Source organism: Pseudomonas idahonensis (assembly GCF_037903935.1).
Taxonomy (GTDB): domain Bacteria; phylum Pseudomonadota; class Gammaproteobacteria; order Pseudomonadales; family Pseudomonadaceae; genus Aquipseudomonas; species Aquipseudomonas danubii.
This window is the reverse complement of record NZ_CP149586.1, coordinates 5,591,738-5,612,590: the sequence shown is the minus strand read 5'-3', so window position 1 is coordinate 5,612,590 and position 20,853 is coordinate 5,591,738. Positions and strand designations below refer to the sequence as shown.

General features: G+C 58.4%; 24 protein-coding genes. 15 read left to right on the top strand and 9 right to left on the bottom strand.

All coding sequences use genetic code 11. The annotated features are described in order from the left end of the window. Positions 1–174 precede the first annotated feature (174 nt). Positions 175–1,506 (bottom strand): HAMP domain-containing sensor histidine kinase, encoded by a 1,332-nt coding sequence (locus WIN67_RS25315; protein WP_339070184.1) that lies wholly within the window; start codon positions 1,504–1,506, stop codon positions 175–177. Then, entirely contained in the window at positions 1,499–2,173 is a 675-nt protein-coding gene (locus WIN67_RS25310; RefSeq protein WP_339070183.1) for a response regulator transcription factor, read from the bottom strand. Before WIN67_RS25310 ends, WIN67_RS25315 begins: the two co-directional genes overlap by 8 nt. A gap of 302 nt (positions 2,174–2,475) precedes the next feature. Between WIN67_RS25310 and WIN67_RS25305 the strand changes: the two genes are divergently transcribed. From WIN67_RS25305 to WIN67_RS25290, 4 genes are all read left to right on the top strand, one after another. Then, positions 2,476–2,730, top strand: a complete 255-nt coding sequence (locus tag WIN67_RS25305; protein WP_102880883.1) for a hypothetical protein — start codon at positions 2,476–2,478, stop codon at positions 2,728–2,730. A gap of 165 nt (positions 2,731–2,895) precedes the next feature. Next, positions 2,896–3,396, top strand: a complete 501-nt coding sequence (locus WIN67_RS25300) for a methylated-DNA--[protein]-cysteine S-methyltransferase (RefSeq protein ID WP_265073732.1) — start codon at positions 2,896–2,898, stop codon at positions 3,394–3,396. Positions 3,397–3,455: 59 nt separating this feature from the next. Next, positions 3,456–4,100, top strand: a complete 645-nt coding sequence (locus WIN67_RS25295; RefSeq protein ID WP_102880881.1) for an MBL fold metallo-hydrolase — start codon at positions 3,456–3,458, stop codon at positions 4,098–4,100. Between the two features lie 111 nt (positions 4,101–4,211). After that, positions 4,212–4,946 carry an OmpA family protein gene (locus WIN67_RS25290; RefSeq protein ID WP_102860300.1) on the top strand — a complete coding sequence of 245 codons (735 nt, stop codon included), beginning with the start codon at positions 4,212–4,214 and terminating at the stop codon, positions 4,944–4,946. Positions 4,947–5,022: 76 nt separating this feature from the next. On the opposite strand, the gene WIN67_RS25285 is transcribed toward WIN67_RS25290, so the two are convergent. Further along, positions 5,023–5,457: a YhcB family protein gene (locus tag WIN67_RS25285; protein WP_102880880.1), complete on the bottom strand. Its 435-nt coding sequence runs from the start codon at positions 5,455–5,457 to the stop codon at positions 5,023–5,025. A 144-nt stretch (positions 5,458–5,601) separates the two neighbouring features. Between WIN67_RS25285 and WIN67_RS25280 the strand changes: the two genes are divergently transcribed. The 3 genes from WIN67_RS25280 to zapE all read left to right on the top strand — a co-directional run bounded on the left by WIN67_RS25280 (position 5,602) and on the right by zapE (position 8,794). After that, complete coding sequence (locus WIN67_RS25280) at positions 5,602–6,231, top strand: alpha/beta hydrolase (RefSeq protein WP_110652239.1); 630 nt, start codon at positions 5,602–5,604, stop codon at positions 6,229–6,231. Between the two features lie 24 nt (positions 6,232–6,255). Beyond that, positions 6,256–7,611, top strand: a complete 1,356-nt coding sequence (locus tag WIN67_RS25275) for a tryptophan--tRNA ligase (protein WP_339070182.1) — start codon at positions 6,256–6,258, stop codon at positions 7,609–7,611. Between the two features lie 88 nt (positions 7,612–7,699). Next, positions 7,700–8,794 carry a cell division protein ZapE gene (gene zapE / locus WIN67_RS25270; protein WP_339070181.1) on the top strand — a complete coding sequence of 365 codons (1,095 nt, stop codon included), beginning with the start codon at positions 7,700–7,702 and terminating at the stop codon, positions 8,792–8,794. A gap of 42 nt (positions 8,795–8,836) precedes the next feature. Here zapE and WIN67_RS25265 read toward each other — a convergent pair whose 3' ends face one another. Continuing rightward, positions 8,837–9,736, bottom strand: a complete 900-nt coding sequence (locus WIN67_RS25265; RefSeq protein WP_170001537.1) for a GlxA family transcriptional regulator — start codon at positions 9,734–9,736, stop codon at positions 8,837–8,839. Between the two features lie 244 nt (positions 9,737–9,980). On the opposite strand from WIN67_RS25265, the gene WIN67_RS25260 reads away from it, so the two are divergent. Continuing rightward, positions 9,981–11,117, top strand: coding sequence for an acyl-CoA dehydrogenase family protein (locus WIN67_RS25260; protein ID WP_339070180.1), 1,137 nt, complete (start codon positions 9,981–9,983; stop codon positions 11,115–11,117). Positions 11,118–11,182: 65 nt separating this feature from the next. Here WIN67_RS25260 and WIN67_RS25255 read toward each other — a convergent pair whose 3' ends face one another. Next, positions 11,183–12,223, bottom strand: a complete 1,041-nt coding sequence (locus tag WIN67_RS25255; RefSeq protein WP_339070179.1) for an NADP(H)-dependent aldo-keto reductase — start codon at positions 12,221–12,223, stop codon at positions 11,183–11,185. Between the two features lie 247 nt (positions 12,224–12,470). Here WIN67_RS25255 and rplM point away from each other — a divergent pair, with 247 nt between their 5' ends. The 7 genes from rplM (at position 12,471) to WIN67_RS25220 (ending at position 17,343) form a co-directional block, all read left to right on the top strand. Beyond that, positions 12,471–12,899 carry a 50S ribosomal protein L13 gene (gene rplM / locus WIN67_RS25250; protein ID WP_007928449.1) on the top strand — a complete coding sequence of 143 codons (429 nt, stop codon included), beginning with the start codon at positions 12,471–12,473 and terminating at the stop codon, positions 12,897–12,899. 14 nt (positions 12,900–12,913) lie between these two features. Beyond that, on the top strand, positions 12,914–13,306 hold the full coding sequence (rpsI, locus tag WIN67_RS25245) for a 30S ribosomal protein S9 (protein WP_003228056.1): 393 nt from the start codon (positions 12,914–12,916) through the stop codon (positions 13,304–13,306). Positions 13,307–13,559: 253 nt separating this feature from the next. Beyond that, positions 13,560–14,153, top strand: coding sequence for a ubiquinol-cytochrome c reductase iron-sulfur subunit (gene petA / locus WIN67_RS25240; protein ID WP_102860308.1), 594 nt, complete (start codon positions 13,560–13,562; stop codon positions 14,151–14,153). Continuing rightward, positions 14,153–15,364, top strand: coding sequence for a cytochrome b (locus WIN67_RS25235; protein ID WP_102860309.1), 1,212 nt, complete (start codon positions 14,153–14,155; stop codon positions 15,362–15,364). Before petA ends, WIN67_RS25235 begins: the two co-directional genes overlap by 1 nt. Then, entirely contained in the window at positions 15,364–16,143 is a 780-nt protein-coding gene (locus tag WIN67_RS25230) for a cytochrome c1 (protein WP_102860310.1), read from the top strand. The genes WIN67_RS25235 and WIN67_RS25230 overlap by 1 nt, the downstream gene beginning before the upstream one ends. A gap of 152 nt (positions 16,144–16,295) precedes the next feature. After that, positions 16,296–16,913 carry a glutathione S-transferase N-terminal domain-containing protein gene (locus WIN67_RS25225; protein WP_102860311.1) on the top strand — a complete coding sequence of 206 codons (618 nt, stop codon included), beginning with the start codon at positions 16,296–16,298 and terminating at the stop codon, positions 16,911–16,913. A gap of 16 nt (positions 16,914–16,929) precedes the next feature. Beyond that, complete coding sequence (locus WIN67_RS25220; protein WP_102860312.1) at positions 16,930–17,343, top strand: ClpXP protease specificity-enhancing factor; 414 nt, start codon at positions 16,930–16,932, stop codon at positions 17,341–17,343. Positions 17,344–17,396: 53 nt separating this feature from the next. Here WIN67_RS25220 and WIN67_RS25215 read toward each other — a convergent pair whose 3' ends face one another. From WIN67_RS25215 to WIN67_RS25200, 4 genes are all read right to left on the bottom strand, one after another. After that, positions 17,397–17,975 (bottom strand): BON domain-containing protein, encoded by a 579-nt coding sequence (locus WIN67_RS25215; RefSeq protein ID WP_102860313.1) that lies wholly within the window; start codon positions 17,973–17,975, stop codon positions 17,397–17,399. Next, a complete protein-coding gene (locus tag WIN67_RS25210; RefSeq protein WP_015636934.1) occupies positions 17,972–18,565 on the bottom strand; it encodes a phosphoheptose isomerase in 594 nt (197 codons plus the stop codon). The genes WIN67_RS25215 and WIN67_RS25210 overlap by 4 nt, the downstream gene beginning before the upstream one ends. A 104-nt stretch (positions 18,566–18,669) precedes the next feature. Next, on the bottom strand, positions 18,670–19,041 hold the full coding sequence (locus tag WIN67_RS25205) for a YraN family protein (RefSeq protein WP_339070178.1): 372 nt from the start codon (positions 19,039–19,041) through the stop codon (positions 18,670–18,672). Then, entirely contained in the window at positions 19,041–20,852 is a 1,812-nt protein-coding gene (locus tag WIN67_RS25200; protein ID WP_339070177.1) for a penicillin-binding protein activator, read from the bottom strand. The genes WIN67_RS25205 and WIN67_RS25200 overlap by 1 nt, the downstream gene beginning before the upstream one ends. Position 20,853: the final 1 nt, after the last annotated feature.

The following is a 20,853-nucleotide window of genomic DNA, read 5'->3' as shown; positions in this document are numbered from 1 at the left end:
CCGCTTCCTGCAAGCAAGTTATGCACCGACAAGCCTCCCGGGCTTGGTTTCTTGTCCGTCAACGATACTCACAAACGCTGTCGGAAAGGGCGGGGTCTAGGCAGTTTTTTCATCGCTTGTGAACAGGTATTTCCTGGCCTTAACCGATCTCGGCCAGGACGATGGTTTTCAACTTTACGCCTCTGGAGCGCTCTGCGGTGCAGGCAGCTCCTCGGCGGGCGGGGCGGCATTGAAGTCCAGGGTGACCGTGAAGCGTTGCTGTTCCATCAGCACCTCAATGCGCCAGCCGAGCCGGGCACTGAGTTGCCGCATCAGTTCCAAGCCCAGGCCATAGCCAAAGTCGTTGGATGGCTCCAACTGCTTGGCTTCCCGGATGCGGTTGACGATGCGCAGTTGTGGGTAGTCGAAATTGATCTCGACACTGCCCTCATCGGCGTATTGCAAGGCATTGCGCAGGAAGTTGCCCACCACGATGCGGCAGGCGGTCAGAGGCAGGCGGCAAGGGGTACTGCTGATGTTCAGCCGCAGTTCGATATCCCGTGTACCGATCAGGTAGCGGTGTTCCTCGATCAATTCAGTGACCAGGCCGCTCATGTCGATGGGCTCCTCGGGCAAGGGTTCTGGCAGTTCCCGACTCATCCACAGCAAGGTTTCGGCGATGCGCTGCATGTTCAATACCGAGCGCTCGATACGTTGCAGGGGCGGCGGCAGGACGCCGCCGGATTGCAAGGTCAGCAGTTCGATATTGGCCTTGAGCACCGCCAGTGGGGTGCGCAGCTCATGGCTGGTGTAGCGCAGCAGGCGGCCTTCGCGCAGGCTGGCGGCCTGCACCTGCTGCACGCTTTGGGCCAGGGCATCGGCCAGCATGTTGAACTCCTTGAAGCCGAAACTCGGCCGCTGACTGGATACCGCGTCCGCATCCTTGAGGGTGGAGGACCATTGGGCCAGGCGCCCCAGGGGCCGTACCAGCCACCAGACCAGCAGGGCAATGATAATCAGCGCCGGGACGAACACCGCCAGGCTGATGAAGTTGACGCCGCGCAACTCTCGCTCGATGTAGGCGTCGGATAGTGGCGTCTCCACTTCACCGCCTTCTTCCTGGTCGTGGTCGACGTCGTACATGTACAGGGTCTTGCCGTCGCTAAGCGGCTGGGCCAGTACCGCCCGCCCTTCATCCTCGTCATCGGACTCCAGGTCGCCAAACACCTGCACCGCACCGAAGGACAGGCTGGGTGGGGTGTCCAGCATCTGACGGATTTTCTCCGGCAGCGCCTCTTTACCGATGACGCTGGTATAGAAGTAGTTGTGCGGCGGTGGGGTGTTTGGATCTTTCTTGTAATGCCTGGCGAAGTACTGGGCTTCCTCCTCCATCATTGCGCTGGCGGTATAGAGCAGGCCACGGACACTGTATTCGGGCAGCAGCAGGCTGTAGATCAGCAACACCACGGCAATCAGCAGCAGGAAGCTGCCGCTGATCACCCATTTCAGACCCAGACCGTTACGCATGTGACCTCATCTGAATGCCAATACCAGGGAGGGTGTGGATCAACGGTTGGCCGAAGGATTTGTCCACGGTCTTGCGCAATCGGTGCATGTGCACCTTGAGGGTGTTGCTGTCCGGGGGCTCGTCGCCCCAGATCGTTGCCTCCAGGCGTTCCCGGGTTACCGGTTCCGGACTGGCACGCATCAGGCACTCCAGCAGGGTCCAGCAAATGGGTGACAGATGCAGCTCTTGCCCGGCGCGGCTGACCTTGCGGGTAGACAGCTCCATCACCAGGTCGGCCACTTGCAGGCGGCTTGCCTGGCCGCTGCGGCGCATGCTCAGGGCTCGGATTCGGGCCACCAGTTCCGCCATTTCAAAGGGCTTGACCAGATAGTCGTCGGCCCCGGCGGCGAAGCTGGCGAGTTTGTCGGAAAGGGCGTCCAGCGAGGTGAGCATCAGGATCGGCGTCTGGCTGCCTTGCTGGCGCAACTGTTGGCACAGCTGCTGGCCGTCCAGTCGCGGCAACATGATGTCCAGCAGGATGACGTCGTAGTGCTGGCTTAAAGCCAGGTTAAGGCCGGTTTGGCCATTGCTGGCGTGGTCGCAGACGATGCCGCTGATTTCCAGGTACTCGATGACGGTGTTGGCCAGGTCGAGGTTGTCCTCGACCAATAGCAGTTGAATATGCACGGAAACGTCCCCTTGGACCCTTGGCGCTCGATGGGCCGAAGGATAGCGGAGTCAGGCCGGTTTCTGCGGATGTTTACCCGGTGTTAACCCGGCCGTCTCTAAGCTCGGGCTCTTCTTAACTCCAGAGCGTGGCACAGCCATGAACCTGATTTCGGTAGTCAAAGGAATCCTACTGGTCCTGATACTTCTCGTCCTGATGGCCTGCGTCCTGCCTTCCCAGGCACCTTTGGGGCGCCTGGGAGGGGGCGGTCCCCTGAGTTGGTTACTGATTGGCCACAGTGTTGAGCGGGCGGGATCCGAGCATGTCATCACTGCATGCTGATAAGGCCGGCGCCAGCTACACCGATCAGTTGGTGCTGTGCCTGGTGCTGATTCTCTGTGTATCGATCTCCCTGGGGATCTACATCATGCGCTTCAATGCGCAGATCGACCGGCAGCGCGAATTGTCCCCGGTGCACCTGCTCGAATGCGGCCAGGGGCGCGGGGCATTCATTGTTGACCCTTATGGCCAGCGCAGTAGCAGTGACAACTGTTTCCTGGTGGATGAGGACGATTAGCTTCGGGTCCGCTCGGCACTCAGATTGCTTCGCCGTCGAGTTCAAGCGCAAGAAACGTGGTTCTTGCGCTTGAATCTCGTTTTACAGTGTTGGCGTACTAAGAGGACGGCCATGGACCACTGGGTTCCGGGTCCGATTCCACTGACGGATTGAAGGAGACCTGAGATGTCCTGCGTATTCAAACTGATGCCGTCCCCCGTTGGCCAACTGACCCTGGTGGCCAGAGGGAGCAAGCTGGCGGCGATTCTCTGGGAGCACGAACGGCAGAACCGGGTACGTCTCGGGCCGTTGCAGGAGGCGGTTGATCATCCCATGCTGCTGGAAGCCGAGCGCCAGCTTCGGGAATACTTTGCAGGCAGCCGTGAGCGCTTCGAGCTTGAGCTGGATTTCGTCGGTACCGAGTTTCAGTGCAAGGTCTGGCAGGCTTTGCTGACCATTCCTTTCGGTGAGACCCGCAGCTACAGCCAGATCGCCCAGCAGATTGGCAGTCCCAAGGCGGTGCGGGCGGTGGGCGCAGCCAATGGCCGGAACCCGATCTCGATTGTGGCCCCCTGTCACCGAGTGATCGGTGCATCGGGGAGCCTGACCGGCTTTGCCGGAGGGCTTGAAGCCAAGCAGTTCCTGCTGGCGCTGGAGGGGGAGGAGACGCTGCAACTGGCGTTCTGAGTGAGTGCTGGCGGCGAGCTGTGCCAGAATGGGCCATCGATTTTTTCTGGAACGCTTCCATGGACGCCGCCAAACCCAGCCTTATCCGCGAAACCTTCCCCGTCGGCCCTTTGCAGTGCAACTGCACCATCATTGGCGACCCGCTGACCAAGAAAGCCATAGTTGTCGATCCGGGAGGCAATCCCGATTTGATCATGGCTCGCCTCGATGCCCTGGGGTTGAAGGTGGTGAGCATCATTCATACCCATGCGCACCTGGATCATTTTCTCGCCTCCGGGCAGATGAAGGAAAAGACCGGCGCCACTTTGCATCTGCATAAGGACGACCAGTTCCTGTGGGACAACCTTGAGATGCAATGCAGCATGTTCGGCGTACCCTACACGCCTGTTCCGTCCCCGGACCGCTGGCTGGGCGACGATGAAGAACTGGACTGCGGTTGCGGCGTGGCCCTGCATACTCCCGGGCACACTCCGGGTTCCATGAGTTTTTGGTTTTCCGAGGCTAAGCTTCTGATTGCCGGCGACACGCTGTTCAAGCGTGGGGTCGGGCGCACGGACTTGTGGGGTGGGGATCAGGCCACCCTGGTGCGTTCGATCAAGCAGCGTCTGTATACCCTTGATGAAGATGCCACAGTGGTTGCCGGGCACGGTCCAGACACTCGATTGGGCGATGAGATGCGCCAGAATCCGTTTGTGAGGGCCTGACTTTTAGCCAGGCCGCTGACGGAATTTTTGCCACTCTGTGTGTTCCAACGCTAGCTAAGGTCTGTTGCCAACGTCCGCTGCACCACAGAATGCAAAATGTAGGAGTTTTCCATGTTCACCTCGCGTCGTTTGATTGTTGTCGCTACTGCTGTGGCCTTGTTGTCCGGCTGCGCTTCGCCTAACCCCTATGACAATCAGGGGCAGGCCGACGGCGGCTCGTCGGGCATGAGCAAAACTGCAAAATACGGTGGCCTGGGTGCCCTGGCTGGTGCATTGGCCGGTGCTGCCATTGACCACAATAACCGTGGCAAGGGCGCGTTGATCGGTGCCGCGGTGGTGGGAGCATCCGCCGCCGGTTACGGTTACTACGCCGACCAGCAGGAGAAGAAACTGCGCGCCAGCATGGCCAATACCGGGGTTGAAGTGCAGCGTCAGGGTGATCAGATCAAGCTGATCATGCCGGGCAACATCACGTTCGCCACTGATTCGGCGAATATCGCCCCAAGCTTCTATCAACCGCTGAACAACCTGGCCAACTCCCTGCGCGAGTTCAACCAGAACCAGATCGAGATCGTCGGCTACACCGACAGCACTGGCAGCCGTCAGCACAACATGGACCTTTCCCAGCGTCGTGCCCAGAGCGTGGCGACCTACCTCACGTCTCAGGGGGTGAGCAGTGCCAACCTGTCCGCTCGCGGTGCTGGTCCGGACAATCCGATTGCCAGCAACGCCGACGTCAATGGCCGTGCGCAGAACCGTCGTGTAGAGGTCAACCTCAAGGCGATTCCTGGCCAGCAGTATCAGCAGCAAGGTCAGCAGTACCAGCAGCCCTACCAGCAGTACTGATCGACTCGACTGCAATCCCAGGTACAAAAAAGCCCGCCCGATGCAAATCGGGCGGGCTTTTTAATGACTGAAGCGGTTACTTCTTCAGGCCGTAGTGCTCGTCGAGCATGCCCGGAGCGTTTGGCGTCTTCGGCGCGTAGTCCCGTGGTGGCTCCTGATCCCGCGGTGGAGTCAGGCGCTCCCGTGGAGCTTGTGCCGACTCGGAATGCAGTGCGGCCAGCAGGCGTTGCCGGGTCAGTTCGTCCAGGGCCAGGCGGTTGGCACCCTCGGCGAGATGGTCCTGCACTTCCTGATAGCTCTGGGTGAGCTTTTTCACCAGGGTGGCAGTGCTGTTGAAATGGGTGACCACTTCATTTTGATAATTGTCGAAACGTTCCTGAATATCGTCCAACTGACGCTGCGTGCGGTTAGGCGCGGCATTGGGCAGCAGGCGAGCAACCAGGAATCCAATGGCGACACCCGCGACCAGGGCAAGAGTCGGCAACAACCAAACTAAGAGCGAGTGTTCCACGAGTCCTTCCTCTATAAACGGCTTTGCTTTACGTTAACGGCTCGAACCTGCGCTGTATACCGCGATTCACTCGCAATAGATTGGCACAGACCATTTGCTAGACGAGTCGACCCCCTTCGAGGTCACGGAGTTCCTTCCTTGCTAATGCGTGAAACCCCTGTAGTGATTGCCGGCCCGGTGGGCCAATTGGAAGCCCTGTATCTGGAGGTGCCCGATCCTCGTGGCGTGGCACTGATCTGCCACCCCAACCCGGTGCAGGGTGGCACCATGCTCAACAAGGTGGTGTCCACCTTGCAGCGCACCGCGCGGGATGCCGGCCTGATTACCTTGCGCTTCAACTACCGGGGTGTTGGTGCCAGTGAAGGCAGTCACGACATGGGCAGTGGCGAAATCGATGACGCCCAGGCTGCCGCCCAGTGGTTGCAGGCCAAACATCCTGAACTGCCATTGACCCTGCTGGGGTTCTCCTTCGGCGGTTTTGTCGCCGCCAGCCTTGGCGGGCGCCTGGAGGCCCAGGGCGTGCAGCTCAAGCACCTGTTCATGGTGGCGGCGGCGGTGACCCGTCTGCGGGATACCGACCAGTTGCCAGAAAACTGCCCGCTGACCCTGATCCAGCCGGAAACCGATGAAGTCATTGACCCTCAAGCGGTCTATGACTGGTCCGACGCGCTTGTTCGCCCCCATGAGCTGCTGAAAGTGGCAGAATGCGGGCACTTTTTTCATGGCAAGCTCACTGATCTCAAGGATCTGGTGCTGCCGCGACTTTCGAATTGATAGCAGTCTGATAAGCGATTACCCATGACTACTCGTACGCGTATCCTCACCGGCATCACCACCACCGGTACCCCGCACCTGGGCAACTACGCTGGCGCGATTCGCCCGGCGATCCTTGCCAGCCGTGACAGTAATGCCGATTCCTTCTACTTCCTGGCCGACTATCACGCGCTGATCAAGTGCGATGACCCGTTGCGCATTCAGCGTTCGCGCCAGGAAATCGCGGCGACCTGGCTGGCGGGCGGCCTGGATGTGGAACGTGTGACCTTCTATCGTCAGTCGGACATCCCGGAGATTCCGGAACTGACCTGGCTGCTGACCTGCGTAGCCGCCAAGGGCCTGCTCAATCGTGCCCATGCGTACAAAGCATCGGTGGACAAGAACCTCGAGGCCGGTGAAGACCCGGATGCCGGCATCACCATGGGGCTCTACAGCTACCCGGTGCTGATGGCCGCGGACATCCTGATGTTCAACGCGCACAAGGTGCCGGTGGGCCGTGATCAGATCCAGCACGTGGAAATGGCTCGGGACATCGGCCAGCGTTTCAACCATCTGTTTGGCCAGGGCAAGGAGTTTTTCACCATGCCCGAGGCGCTGATCGAGGAGAGCGTCGCCACCCTGCCTGGCCTGGACGGTCGCAAGATGTCCAAGAGCTACGACAACACCATCCCTTTGTTCACCAGTGCCAAGGACATGAAGGACGCGATCTCGCGGATCGTCACTGACTCCAAGGCGCCGGGTGAGGCCAAGGACCCGGACAACTCCCATCTGTTCACTCTGTTCCAGGCATTTTCTACCCCGACGCAGGCTGCCGAGTTCCGTACTGAGCTGTTGCAGGGGCTGGGCTGGGGCGAAGCCAAGAACCGCCTGTTCCAGTTGCTGGATGGTGAATTGGGTGAGGCTCGTGAGCGTTACCACCAGTTGATCGCCCGTCCCGGGGATCTTGAAGACATTCTGCGTGCCGGTGCCGCCAAAGCTCGGGCTGTGGCCACGCCGTTCCTTGCCGAGCTGCGTGAGGCCGTGGGCCTGCGCTCCTTTGCCAGTCAGGTGCAAGTTGCCGCCACGACCAAGAAAAAGGCCGCCAAGGCCGCGCGCTTCATCAGCTTCCGTGAAGACGATGGTAGTTTCCGTTTCCGCTTGCTGTCCGCCGATGGCGAGCAGTTGCTGCTGTCGCGTCACTTCGCCGATGGCAAGGCTGCCGGTGCGGTGACCAAACGACTGCAATCGGGGCAGGAGCTGGATCTGCGTAGCGAAGCCGGCAGTTTCAGTGTTTGGCTGGATGGCGCCTGCGTGGCTGACAGCCCAGCCTTCGCTGACGCTGCCGCGCGTGACGCAGCCATTGATGCGCTGCGGATTGCGCTGACCCCAGCGCAGGACTAATCGGAATCTTCCCGACCAAGGGCTGATTGCCATTCCCCAGGGCCGTCGCTAAAGTGACGGCCCGTTTTTGTTGCCTTGCTAACGAATTATGACGCCCCTAGAACGATACCAAGCAGATCTGAAACGCCCGGACTTCTTTCATGACGCGGCACAGGAAACCGCTGTGCGTCATCTGCAGCGCCTGTATGAGGATCTGATTGCAGCCGAGCAAAACAAGCCGGGCTTGCTCGGCAAGCTCTTTGGCAAGAAGGATCAGGCGCCGGTCAAGGGGCTGTACTTCTGGGGCGGAGTAGGGCGTGGAAAGACTTATCTGGTAGACACCTTCTTCGAAGCCTTGCCGTTCAAGGAAAAGGTTCGTACGCACTTTCACCGCTTTATGAAGCGCGTACACGAAGAAATGAAAACCCTGGGTGGCGAAAAGAATCCGCTGACCATCATTGCCAAGCGTTTCTCACAAGAGGCGCGGGTGATCTGCTTCGATGAATTCTTCGTGTCTGATATTACCGATGCGATGATTCTCGGCACCCTGATGGAAGAGTTGTTCAAGAACGGTGTGACCCTGGTGGCGACGTCGAACATCGTTCCGGATGGCTTGTACAAGGACGGTCTGCAGCGTGCGCGCTTCTTGCCGGCCATTGCCCTGATCAAGCAGAACACCGAGATCGTCAACGTAGACAGCGGCGTCGACTACCGTCTGCGGCATCTGGAGCAGGCGGAGCTGTTTCACTATCCATTGGATGAAGCTACCCATGAAAGCCTGCGCAAGAGCTTCCGTGCGCTGACGCCAGAGTGCACTCAGGCGGTGGAAAACGATGTATTGATCATCGAGAACCGAGAAATTCGTGCGCTGCGCACCTGTGATGATGTGGCCTGGTTCGACTTCCGTGAGCTGTGTGATGGTCCTCGTAGCCAGAACGACTACATCGAACTGGGCAAGATCTTTCATGCCGTGCTGCTCAGTGGCGTGGAGCAGATGAGTGTTACCACGGATGATATTGCTCGGCGTTTCATCAACATGGTCGACGAGTTCTATGACCGCAACGTCAAGCTGATCATCTCCGCCGAGGTCGAGCTCAAGGACCTCTATACCGGAGGGCGCCTGACGTTCGAGTTCCAGCGCACTCTCAGCCGGTTGCTGGAGATGCAGTCCCACGAGTTTCTGTCGCGGGCGCACAAGCCATAATCTCGAGTCGATGAAAAAGGGCCTGCATTGCAGGCCCTTTTTTTATGCCGCCTGCTGCTGAAACTGCTGGCGGTACTGATTGGGTGAGAGTTCGGTGTGTTGGCGGAACAGGCGGGCGAAGAAACTGGCGTCGTCGTAGCCGACTTCATAGCTGATGGTCTTGATGCTCTTGCGCGTTCCCGAAAGTAGGCCCTTGGCGGTTTCGATGCGTAGACGCTGCAGGTAGTGCAGGGGCTTGTCGCCGGTAGCCGTCTGAAAGCGGCGCATGAAATTGCGAATGCTCATGCCATGTTCGCGAGCCACGTCCTCGAAGCGGAACTTGTCGGCGAAGTGCTCTTCAAGCCAATGCTGGATCTGCAGGATGATTACGTCCTGATGCAGTTTCTGGCCGCCGAAGCCGATGCGTCCGGGGGCGTAGCTGCGCTGCACTTCATAGAGGATGTCCCGAGCCACGGCCTGGGCCACGTTGGCTCCACAGAAGCGTTCGATCAGGTAAATGTACAGGTCGCAGGCCGAGGTGGTGCCGCCGGCGCAATAGAGATTGTCGGCGTCTGTCAGGTGCTTGTCCTGGTTGAGCTGGACCTTGGGGAAGCGCTCGCTGAAGGCGTTGAAGAAGCGCCAGTAAGTGGTGGCTTCCTTGCCGTCGAGCAGTCCGGCTTCAGCCAGCCAGAAAACCCCGGTGGCTTCACCGCAAAGCACCGCACCGCGGGCGTGCTGGGCGCGCAGCCAGGGCAGTATTTGTGGATAACGCTGGCACAGGGTGTCGAAATCATCCCAGAAGGCCGGGAGAATGATCACATCGGTATCTTCCAGCGCACCGTCCACCGGCATGATCACATTGCTGAAGCTGCAGACTGGCTGGCCGTCGGGGCTGACCAGGCGAGTTTCGAACGCCGGAGTCAGGCCTTGGCCCAGCTGTTTGCCGTAGCGCAGGCTGGCCAGATGAAAAAAATCTTTTGCCTGCATGAGGGTGGAAGCGAAAACCCGGTTGATAGCCAGGATGCTGACGCGCCGCAAGGGCGTGGAGGTTTGGTTAGACATAATTCAATTGTTCTTATAGGGGAAAGTGGTCACCAGACGGCTGGATCGTCTTATTTTTTGTCGGATGTGTCCAGTGTCCCGTGCAGGTGCCTGGGCTTAGGCTCTGGCAGCCAACCCATGATCAATCAACATCACAGGTGCCTGCATGATCCCTAGAACCTTGTTCAGTTCCGAGCATGAACTCTTTCGTGACAGCGTGCGTACGTTCCTTGAAAAAGAGGCTGTGCCTTTCCATGGTGAGTGGGAAAAACAGGGCTTCATCGACCGTCAGTTGTGGAGCAAGGCTGGGGAGGCGGGGATGCTGTGTTCGCACATTCCCGAGGAGTACGGAGGTCTGGGGGCGGATTTTCTCTACAGTGCGGTGGTGATCGAGGCGATCGGCCGTCTGGGTCTGACCGGCATTGGTTTTTCTCTGCATTCGGACATTGTTGCGCCCTACATCCTGCACTACGGCAGTGAGGCGCTGAAACGCAAATACCTGCCCCGTCTGGTGTCGGGGGATATGGTCACGGCCATTGCCATGACCGAGCCGGGTGCGGGCTCTGACTTGCAAGGGGTGAAGACCACGGCAGTGCTCGACGGCGACGAGTATGTGATCAATGGGTCCAAGACCTTTATTACCAACGGCTACCTGGCGGACCTGGTGATAGTCGTGGCCAAGACCGATCCCAAGGCAGGAGCTAAGGGCACCAGCCTGTTTCTGGTTGAGGCCGATACACCCGGGTTCTCCAAGGGCAAGCGCCTGGAGAAGGTTGGAATGAAGGCTCAGGACACCTCCGAGCTGTTCTTCCAGGATGTGCGAGTGCCCAAGGAAAATCTGCTGGGGCAGGCTGGGGCTGGTTTTGCCTACTTGATGCAGGAGTTGCCCCAGGAGCGCCTGACCGTGGCCATTGGTGGCCTGGCCAGTGCCGAGGCCGCGTTGCAGTGGACTCTGGAATACACCCGCGAACGCAAGGCCTTTGGCAAGGCAATTGCCGATTTCCAGAATAGCCGCTTCAAGCTGGCTGAAATGGCCACGGAAATTCAGATCGGCCGGGTCTTTGTCGATCGCTGCCTGGAACTGCATTTGCAGGGCAAACTCGATGTGCCGACGGCGGCCATGGCCAAGTACTGGGGCACCGATCTGCAGTGCAAGGTGCTCGATGAGTGCGTGCAACTGCACGGCGGCTACGGCTTCATGTGGGAATACCCGGTGGCCCGGGCCTGGGCCGATGCGCGGGTGCAGCGCATTTATGCCGGGACCAACGAGATCATGAAGGAAATCATCGCCCGTTCACTGTAGGGACCGGCTTGCCGGCAAATGGTGCGACGTGCCCATTCGTTGGCAAGCCAGCTCCTGTAGACCAGTTAAGGCGCAGGGTTGGGGTGATCCTTGTGGATTGCCTCGATCCCGGCGAGGACCTCTTCCGACAACTTCAAGGTGGCGCTGGCGATGTTGCTGTCCAGCTGTTCCAGTGTGGTGGCGCCGATGATGTTGCTGGTCACGAACGGCTGTTGAGTGACGAAGGCCAGGGCCATCTGTGCCGGGTCCAGACCATGCTCGCGGGCCAGCGCCACATAACGGCCGCAGGCCGCTTCCGACTGAGGGTTGAAGTAGCGGCTGAAGCGGCTGTAGAGGCTCAGTCGAGCCTTGGCTGGTCGCGCGCCTCCCTCGTACTTGCCGGACAGGTAGCCAAAGGCTAATGGAGAGTAGGCCAGCAGGCCGCATTGTTCGCGAATGGCGATTTCCGCCAGGCCCACCTCAAAGCTGCGGTTGAGCAGGTTGTAGGGGTTCTGGATCGAAACCGCGCGAGGCCAGCCACGACTTTCGGCCAGGGCGAGGAACTTCATGGTGCCCCAGGGCGTTTCGTTGGACAGGCCGATATGGCGGATCTTGCCGGCCTTGACCTGTTCGTCCAGCGCTTCGAGGGTTTCCTCCAGAGGTGTGAAGTCTTCATCGGGCTGATGCTTGTAGCCCAGTTGGCCGAAGAAGTTGGTGCTGCGCTCGGGCCAGTGCAGTTGGTAGAGGTCGATCCAGTCAGTCTGCAGGCGCTTGAGGCTGGCATCCACGGCTTCGACTATGTGTTTGCGGTTGTGCTTGAGTTGTTTGTCGCGGATGTAGTCGATGGTGTTGCCTGGGCCGGCGATCTTGCTGGCCAGGACCCAGTCGGCGCGGTCGCCACGTTGCTTGAACCAGTTACCGATATAGCGTTCGGTGGTGGCGTAGGTTTCGGCCTTGGGGGGCACCGGATACATCTCGGCGGTGTCCATGAAGTTGATTCCGGCATTCTTGGCCCGCTCGATCTGAGCGAAGGCCTCTGCCTCGGTGTTCTGCTCACCCCAGGTCATTGTTCCCAGGCAAATCGCACTCACATTCAGATCGGTTCGGCCCAGCTGGCGGTAGTCCATCGGGTACTCCCTTGGCAAAACAATCATAAAAGCAGGTTGAATTTTTTTTCGCAATCTGCATAATTCGGCAGCTCTTTCTGCAGTGGAAGTGATGCGCCGCCTGCCGAAGAATCTTGCCGTATATCAGACGCGCTGACCCGAGCCCCCGATAGCGTCTGTATCCGGCTGCCTTTGACCTTGTCAAAGTACGCACTATTCAGTAAGATCCGCCGTCTATTTTGCTGGGCGGCCCCTGAGGCTATAAAGAATGAAAACTTTTACTGCTAAACCGGAAACAGTAAAGCGCGACTGGTTCGTCGTCGACGCTGCTGGTCAGACCCTGGGTCGTCTGGCCACCGAAATCGCGAGCCGTCTGCGTGGCAAGCACAAGCCTGAGTACACTCCTCACGTTGATACCGGCGACTACATCGTCGTAATCAATGCCGAGCAGGTACGTGTTACTGGCGCTAAAACCACTGACAAAATGTACTACTCCCACTCCGGTTTCCCGGGCGGCATCAAGTCGATCAATTTCGAAAAGCTGATCGCTAAAGCCCCTGAGCGCGTGATCGAGACCGCGGTAAAAGGCATGCTGCCTAAGAACCCGCTGGGTCGCGACATGTACCGTAAGCTGAAAGTCTATGCGGGCGCTGCTCACCCTCATACTGCTCAGCAGCCCCAAGAACTGAAGATTTAACGGAATAGTTCATTATGTCGGCGACTCAAAATTACGGCACTGGCCGTCGCAAGACTGCAACCGCACGCGTTTTCCTGCGTCCGGGCACTGGCAATATCTCGATCAACAACCGCTCCCTGGATAACTTCTTCGGTCGCGAAACTGCCCGCATGGTAGTTCGTCAGCCGCTGGAGCTGACCGAGACTGTTGAGAAGTTCGATATCTACGTTACCGTTATCGGCGGCGGTGTAAGTGGTCAAGCTGGCGCAATCCGCCACGGTATCACTCGCGCTCTGATGGATTACGACGAAACTCTGCGCAGCGCTCTGCGTAAAGCTGGCTTCGTAACCCGTGACGCACGTGAAGTTGAGCGTAAGAAAGTGGGTCTGCGTAAAGCGCGTAAGCGTCCGCAATACTCCAAGCGTTAATTCGCTACTGCGTTCAAAAGCGCCCAGTCTCCTCGCGGAGCTGGGCGTTTTTTATTGTCTGAAATTTGCGCTGTGACAACTTGCCACATCCGCGCAGGCCCTATACTACAAGGCTTCGGGCTGGGTCGGCTTGGTAATTACCTTGTCAGAATAGGGGCTTTTCATTACCATTCGGCAAAATTTTTATAAGTTCAGATTTTTACTTAGTAGATGCCTGATTTAACAGGCCACAAAGCTGATGGGAGAGGACTGAATGAGCAATGACGGCGTGAATGCAGGCCGGCGTCGCTTCCTAGTAGCAGCCACATCCGTGGTGGGTGCTGCTGGAGCGGTGGGGGCTGCGGTCCCGTTCGTGGGGTCATGGTTTCCCAGTGCCAAGGCGAAAGCCGCAGGTGCACCGGTGAAAGTGAATATCAGCAAGATCGAACCAGGTCAGCAGATGATTGCTGAGTGGCGTGGTCAACCGGTATTCATCGTCCGCCGTACAGAGGAAATCCTGGGGAATCTTAAAAAGATCGAGGGCCAGCTGTCTGACCCTGACTCCAAGAACTCGGTACAACCAACCTACGTCGATCCGGAAGTGCGTTCGATCAAGCCAGAGATTCTGCTGCTGATCGGAATCTGTACTCACCTGGGTTGTTCTCCGACCTTCCGTCCTGAAGTGGCGCCCGCTGATTTGGGCAAGGACTGGGTAGGTGGCTATTTCTGCCCTTGCCACGGCTCCCACTACGACCTGGCTGGTCGCGTCTATAAAGCGCAGCCTGCGCCCCTGAACCTGCCAGTACCCCCGCATTCCTATGAGTCGGATGACATCATCGTCATTGGCGTCGACACGGAGAAAGCGTGATGAGCAAGTTCATGGATTGGGTTGATGCGCGCTTCCCTGCGACCAAGATGTGGGAAGACCATCTCAGCAAGTATTACGCTCCGAAGAACTTCAACTTCTTCTATTTCTTTGGCTCCCTGGCACTGCTGGTTCTGGTTAACCAGATCGTTACTGGTGTCTGGTTGACCATGAGCTACACCCCTTCGGCGGAAGAAGCCTTTGCTTCCGTTGAATACATCATGCGCGACGTCGAGTACGGCGCGATCCTGCGTTTGCTTCACTCCACCGGCGCTTCGGCGTTCTTCATCGTGGTCTATCTGCACATGTTCCGTGGCTTGCTCTACGGTTCCTACCAGAAGCCTCGTGAGCTAGTGTGGCTGTTCGGCATGCTGATCTACCTGGCGCTGATGGCCGAGGCCTTCATGGGCTACCTGCTGCCTTGGGGGCAGATGTCCTACTGGGGTGCCCAGGTGATCATCTCGCTGTTCGGTGCGATCCCCGTTATTGGTGACGACCTGACTCAGTGGATCCGTGGTGATTACCTGATTTCCGGGATTACCCTGAACCGCTTCTTCGCTCTGCACGTGGTAGCCCTGCCGATCGTGATTCTCGGTCTGGTGGTGCTGCACATTCTGGCGTTGCACGAGGTGGGTTCGAACAACCCGGATGGCGTAGACATCAAGAAGAACAAGGATGAGAACGGTATCCCGCTGGATGGCATTCCTTTCCATCCTTACTACACCGTGAAGGATATCGTCGGCGTAGTTGTGTTCCTGTTCATCTTCTGTTCGATCGTGTTTTTCTTCCCTGAGATGGGTGGTTACTTCCTCGAGAAGCCGAACTTCGAACCGGCCAACCCGTTCAAGACACCTGAGCATATTGCTCCTGTTTGGTACTTCACTCCGTTCTACGCGATTCTGCGTGCGGTGCCAGACAAGCTCTTGGGTGTTATCGCCATGGGCGCTGCAATTGCGGTCCTGTTCGTGCTGCCTTGGCTCGACCGGAGTCCGGTCAAGTCCATGCGCTACAAAGGCTGGCTGAGCAAGATCTGGCTGCTGGTGTTCTGCGTCTCGTTCGTGATCCTGGGTGTGTTGGGTGTGTTGGCGCCGACTCCAGGCCGTACGCTGTTGTCGCAGGTGTGTACCTTCCTGTACTTCGCCTACTTCATTCTGATGCCGTTCTATACCAGGCTCGAGAAGACCAAACCGGTTCCGGAAAGGGTGACTGGCTGATGAAAAAGCTATTTGCTGTACTGATTCTTGCTGCTATGCCTGTGTTGTCTTTCGCGAATACCGCGGGTCCTGAGTTGGAGAAGGTTGATATTGACCTGTCCGACAAGGCTGCCTTGCAAGACGGTGCGCGTACCTTCGCCAACTACTGCATGGGCTGCCACAGCGCCAAGTTCCAGCGTTATGAGCGGGTCGCCGATGACTTGGGCATTCCTCACGACTTGATGTTGAGCAAGCTGGTTTTTACCGGTGCCAAGATCGGTGACCACATGAACATCGGCATGCAGCCGGCTGATGCCAAGACCTGGTTCGGCGCTGCGCCGCCAGATTTGACCCTGGTGGCTCGCGTTCGTGGTACCGATTGGCTTTATGGCTACCTCAAGTCCTTCTATGAAGATCCTGCGCGCCCTTGGGGCGTGAACAACAAGGTCTTCCCGAACGTTGGTATGCCTAACGTCCTGGTCGGTCTGCAAGGGCGTCAAGTTGTCGGTTGCAAGCAGGTGCAAATCGTTGAAGACGGTAAGAAACAATACGATCCGCTGACTGGTACGCCCCTGACTCACGAGGCGTGCGACCAGCTGACAGTCAAAGAGGGTACCGGTACTCTCAATGAGGCTCAGTTCGACGAGAAGGTCAAGAATCTGGTGACCTTCCTGGCTTACTCGGCCAACCCTGTCAAACTGCAGCACCAGCGCATCGGTACTTACGTGCTCTTGTATCTGGCCTTCTTCTTCGTATTCGCCTATCTGCTCAAGCGCGAATACTGGAAGGATGTGCATTGATAGCGTTTTAAGCATCAGTTGTTGAACATGCGCGCCCAGGGGCGTCTCTGAAACTGTAACAACCCTGTATCATTCGGGGGTTACCAGAGGCGCCCTGAGGGCGCGCTTGTTTTTTCTGCTTCCGATAATTTCAACAAGCGAGGAGGATCGCCATGGGCGTGACCAATCGGTTGGCCTGTTACTCCGACCCCGCCGACCACTATTCCCACCGGGTGCGCATTGTGCTTGCGGAGAAGGGTGTCAGCGCCGAGATCATCAGTGTGGAGGCGGGGCGTCAGCCGCCGAAACTGATCGAAGTGAACCCTTACGGGAGCTTGCCGACGCTGGTCGATCGGGACCTGGCGTTGTGGGAATCGACAGTGGTGATGGAATACCTGGATGAGCGTTACCCTCATCCTCCATTGCTGCCGGTTTACCCTGTTGCGCGTGCCAACAGTCGCTTGCTCATCCATCGGATCCAGCGTGATTGGTGCGGGCAGGTGGATCTGATTCTGGATTCGCGGACCAAGGAGGCGGTCCGGGTGCAGGCGCGTAAGGAATTACGCGAAAGTCTGACAGGGGTTTCCCCGCTGTTCGCCGATAAGCCATTTTTCCTCAGTGAGGAACAAAGCCTGGTGGACTGCTGCCTACTGCCCATACTCTGGAGGTTGCCAATCCTGGGTATCGAACTGCCGCGGCAGGCCAAGCCGCTGCTTGATTATATGGACCGCCAATTTGCGCGTGAGGCTTTCCAGGCAAGTTTGTCTGGCGTCGAACGTGATATGCGCTGAGGCTTAAGGAGCCGCTATGAACTCCAGTCGACCTTATCTGGTCCGCGCGCTCTATGAGTGGATTGTGGACAACGATTGCACCCCGCACATGCTGGTCAACTCCGATTACCCGGCTGTACAGGTGCCTCAGGGTTTCGCCAGCGATGGGCAAATTGTTCTGAATATTTCTCCCAGTGCCGTGCGCCATCTGCATATGGACAACGATGCAGTAACTTTCGAGGGGCGCTTCGGCGGTGTGCCTCACAGCCTGCACGTACCGGTTGCTGCGATCCTTGGGATCTATGCGCGCGAGAATGGGCAGGGCATGGTCTTTGATCTGGAATCGCCTCTGGATGAGGAGGACGATATTGAGCCGGATGACGACCTGCCTCCACCGGGCAGTGAGCCACCGCGACCTAGCGGCCGGCCGAGCCTGAAAGTGGTCAAGTAATAAAAAAGGCGATCCGAATGGATCGCCTTTTTTGCATCTGCTGCAGTGCTTTGTCAGTCGATGTATTCGAACAGCTTAACGATTTTCTGTACGCCGGAGACGCCCTGTACCAAATTGGTGGCTTGGGCGGCTTCCTGTTGGGTCAGCAAGCCCAGCAAGTAGACAATGCCGTTCTCGGTCACCACCTTGATCCGTGAAGCGGGAATGCTGGCGTCGGTGAGCATCTGTGTCTTGATCTTGGTGGTCAGCCAGCCATCGTTCTGCCGTGCCAGGAATCCTGATGGTGGCAGCACCTGCAGTTCGTTATGCACCTTCTTGACTCGCTGTACCTCGCTGGCGGCCTGTTCGGCTGTTGCCTTGAGGTCGGGGCGCGGTGTCTGGCCGGCCAACAGGACGATACCGTTGAAGCTGGTGACGACAATGTGCGAGTTGTTTTCCAGATCCGGGTTGGCCTTGGCAACGTTGACGGCGACTTTGGTTTCTATCAGCGAATCGTCGATCTTGCTGCCGAAGGTGCGGGTGCCGCGATCGTCATCGATTGGTTTGTCGCGGGTGGCGGTAATCACCGAGCTGCAACCAGTGATGCCGAGGCACAAGGTCAAGGCCAGAAGGCCAAGGCGATTAAGGGTCATTCTTCACTCCCGAACAATTGGCTGTCGATCAAGTCGCAAAGGCAATGGATCGCCAGCAGGTGGACTTCTTGAATACGTGCAGTGACGGTGGCCGGTACGCGAATTTCCACGTCTTCAGGCAGTAGCAGTGAGGCCATGCCGCCGCCGTCGCGACCAGTCAATGCTACGACAATCATTTCACGATCATGTGCGGCCTGGATGGCTTGAATAATGTTCGCCGAGTTGCCGCTGGTGGAAATTGCCAGCAACACATCGCCAGGTTGGCCTAGAGCGCGAATCTGCTTGGAGAAGACTTCGTTGTAGCTGTAGTCGTTGGCAATCGAAGTGATGGTCGAGCTGTCGGTGGTCAGGGCGATGGCGGGCAAGCTGGGGCGCTCACGCTCGAAGCGGTTGAGCAACTCGGAGGAGAAGTGCTGGGCGTCGCCGGCGGAGCCACCGTTGCCACAGGAGAGCATTTTGCCCTCGTTGAGCAAGGCGTTGACCATGACCTGGCTGGCTTGCTCGATGTGCGGTGCAAGTACGTCCATCGCCTGTTGCTTGGTGTCGATGCTGGCCTGAAAAAGCTGGCGAATTCGGGATTGCATGTCCATCTGTGTGACCTTAAGTGGCGCGGCTTGGTGGCACGTGAATGTGCAGCCCGCAAAGCAAAGAGCAAAAAAGTTGAGTGAAAATGGGTGCGGCCTGAAGGCGTCTTTCAGCTATCAAAGGCATTGCGTAGCCAGTTCAAACGGGCTTCTGCACCCGGGGCGCCTTCAATGGCGACCACGTCGAAACGGCAGGGGTGGTTGGACCAACATGATTCGCGTTGCAGGAAAATCTGCGCGGCAAGAATCAGTTTTTGACGCTTGCGTCCATCGACACTGCCCAGAGCTCCACCCCATTGCGTGTGTTGTCTGTAGCGGACTTCGACGAATACTACTGTATCGCCGTCAAGCATGACCAGATCAAGCTCGCCGCGTTTGCACAGCCAGTTCTGCGCCAATAGGCGCAGCCCGTGCTGTTGGAGATGCCGGAGTGCTTGGCTCTCGGCATCTCTTCCGCTTTGCTGGCGTGACCCTTGAATCATTAGCGCGGTGTGTCGGGCAGGCGGGTGACCTGGCCATTGACGAACTTGGCCCAGGGCAGTTGACGCTCAATGCGCTGACCGGCGGCCATGCCCAGGCTTCCGGATTCGCCTTCGATACGGCTGTCGGGCAGAGCCTTGAGCTGACCCAGGCGTGGCGCCAGGCGATAGGCATCGACACCCATTGCGTACAGGCGACCGAGGCTGCCTCCAGCTTGTGGCCATTGTGCAGTGACCTGGCGACGCAGAAGGCCGTTGGCATCCAGCAGCCAAGGCGTTTCGCAGAACATTACACCGTTCATGTCGTTGTATTGATTCTGATCGCCGCTGGCGCTGAACACGTTGGAAGTTGCGTACACCGGAACATCGCCAGCGTACTGGAAGTTCAGGGTCGGCTTGATCTGCTGTGCTTGCTGTGGAGTGGAGGCGAGAAAAATGAACTCGATATCCTGGCGGCGCGACGGTTGTGCGGCGACTTGAGTGCCTACAGTGCTCTGCAGGCTCTTGGCGCGGCTCTCGCTTTGGCGCAGTCGGAACAGGTCGGCAATTTGCTGAGCTAAGGCGACAGGCTGGTCAACTCGTTCGATGCCGATCACGCTGCCACCGTTGGCTTCCCAATCCTGGCGGAACGCCTTGAGCACGCGATCGCCCCACTCGCCCTTGGGGACCAGTACCGCGGCGCGATGCAGGCCATCGGCGCGGGCGCGACGAGAGACTTCACGGGCTTCGTCCTCGGCAGCCAGGCCGAACTGGAACAGTTGCGCCGGGCCTTGTTCGCCTTCGCTGTAGTTCAGTGCGAGGGTGGTAATCGGCAGTTGCGAGCGTGTGGCCAGTTGCTTGACCAATGGTTTTTCCAGGGGGCCGACTACCAGTTGCACGCCTGCGGCCTGGGCTTTGCGGTAGAGGTCGTCCAGGGAGCTCAAGCGCGAGCTGTCGTAAAACTCAATGCTGGGCGGCTTTTGCCCTGCTTGCTGAGCCTGGTAGTGAGCGGCCATGAAGCCTTCACGCAGGGCCTTGGAAACCGAAGCCAAGGGACCATCTTGTGGCAGAAGCAGGGCGATTTTCGAAACGGGTTGGCTAGCCAGCTCTTTGAGCTGGGTCAGCGGTTGTGGCAGTTGAATGGCGGCAGGATGCTTTGGGTTCTGCGCGCGCCAGTTATCAATGGCCGACTGTTGCTGCTCTAGAGTGCCGGCGGTCTTGACTGCCAGGGCCAGGCTCAGCCAGCCGGCCAGGTCATCGTTGCCTGCAGCTTGCAGTTGGTCGGTGGGCAGGGCAGCAATCAGTGCCCAGATGGCCTCATGGTTTTTTGCCGCGGCATCATCTTTCAGTAGGGGGGCGATAAGAATTCGCTGCTTGGCGGCAGAGAGCGTTTGGCCGTCTGCTTCCAGGGCGCGAGCATAAACGTTGCCGGTGCGGATCTGCTGAGTTGCAGGTAGTTCGCTGAGATGTTGCAGGCTCTGATGGCTCAGCGCAGTCAGCGCAGCCTTCGGCTGATTGCGGATCATGGCCAGCTCTGCGGCCAGGGTGCTGGCGAAGATCTGCTGGGCAGGTTTGAGTTGATCCAGCGACACTTGCTGAAGGATTTGTCCGGCGCGTCCTGCGTTGCCCTGGCGATATGCCAGGTCTGCGGCGCTCAAGCGCAGCAGGGCTGCCTTGTCCGGGCTTTTGCTGGTGGCGGCCTGTTCGAGCAATTGCTCGATGCTGGCATCCGGTGTCCGTGGAAGTTCGCCAAGGCTGGAAGAGGGCGAGCTGGCGCAAGCCACCAAAAGGGTAGCCAGGCAGAGGGCAAGAAACAGCCGCAGGCAAGCGATCATG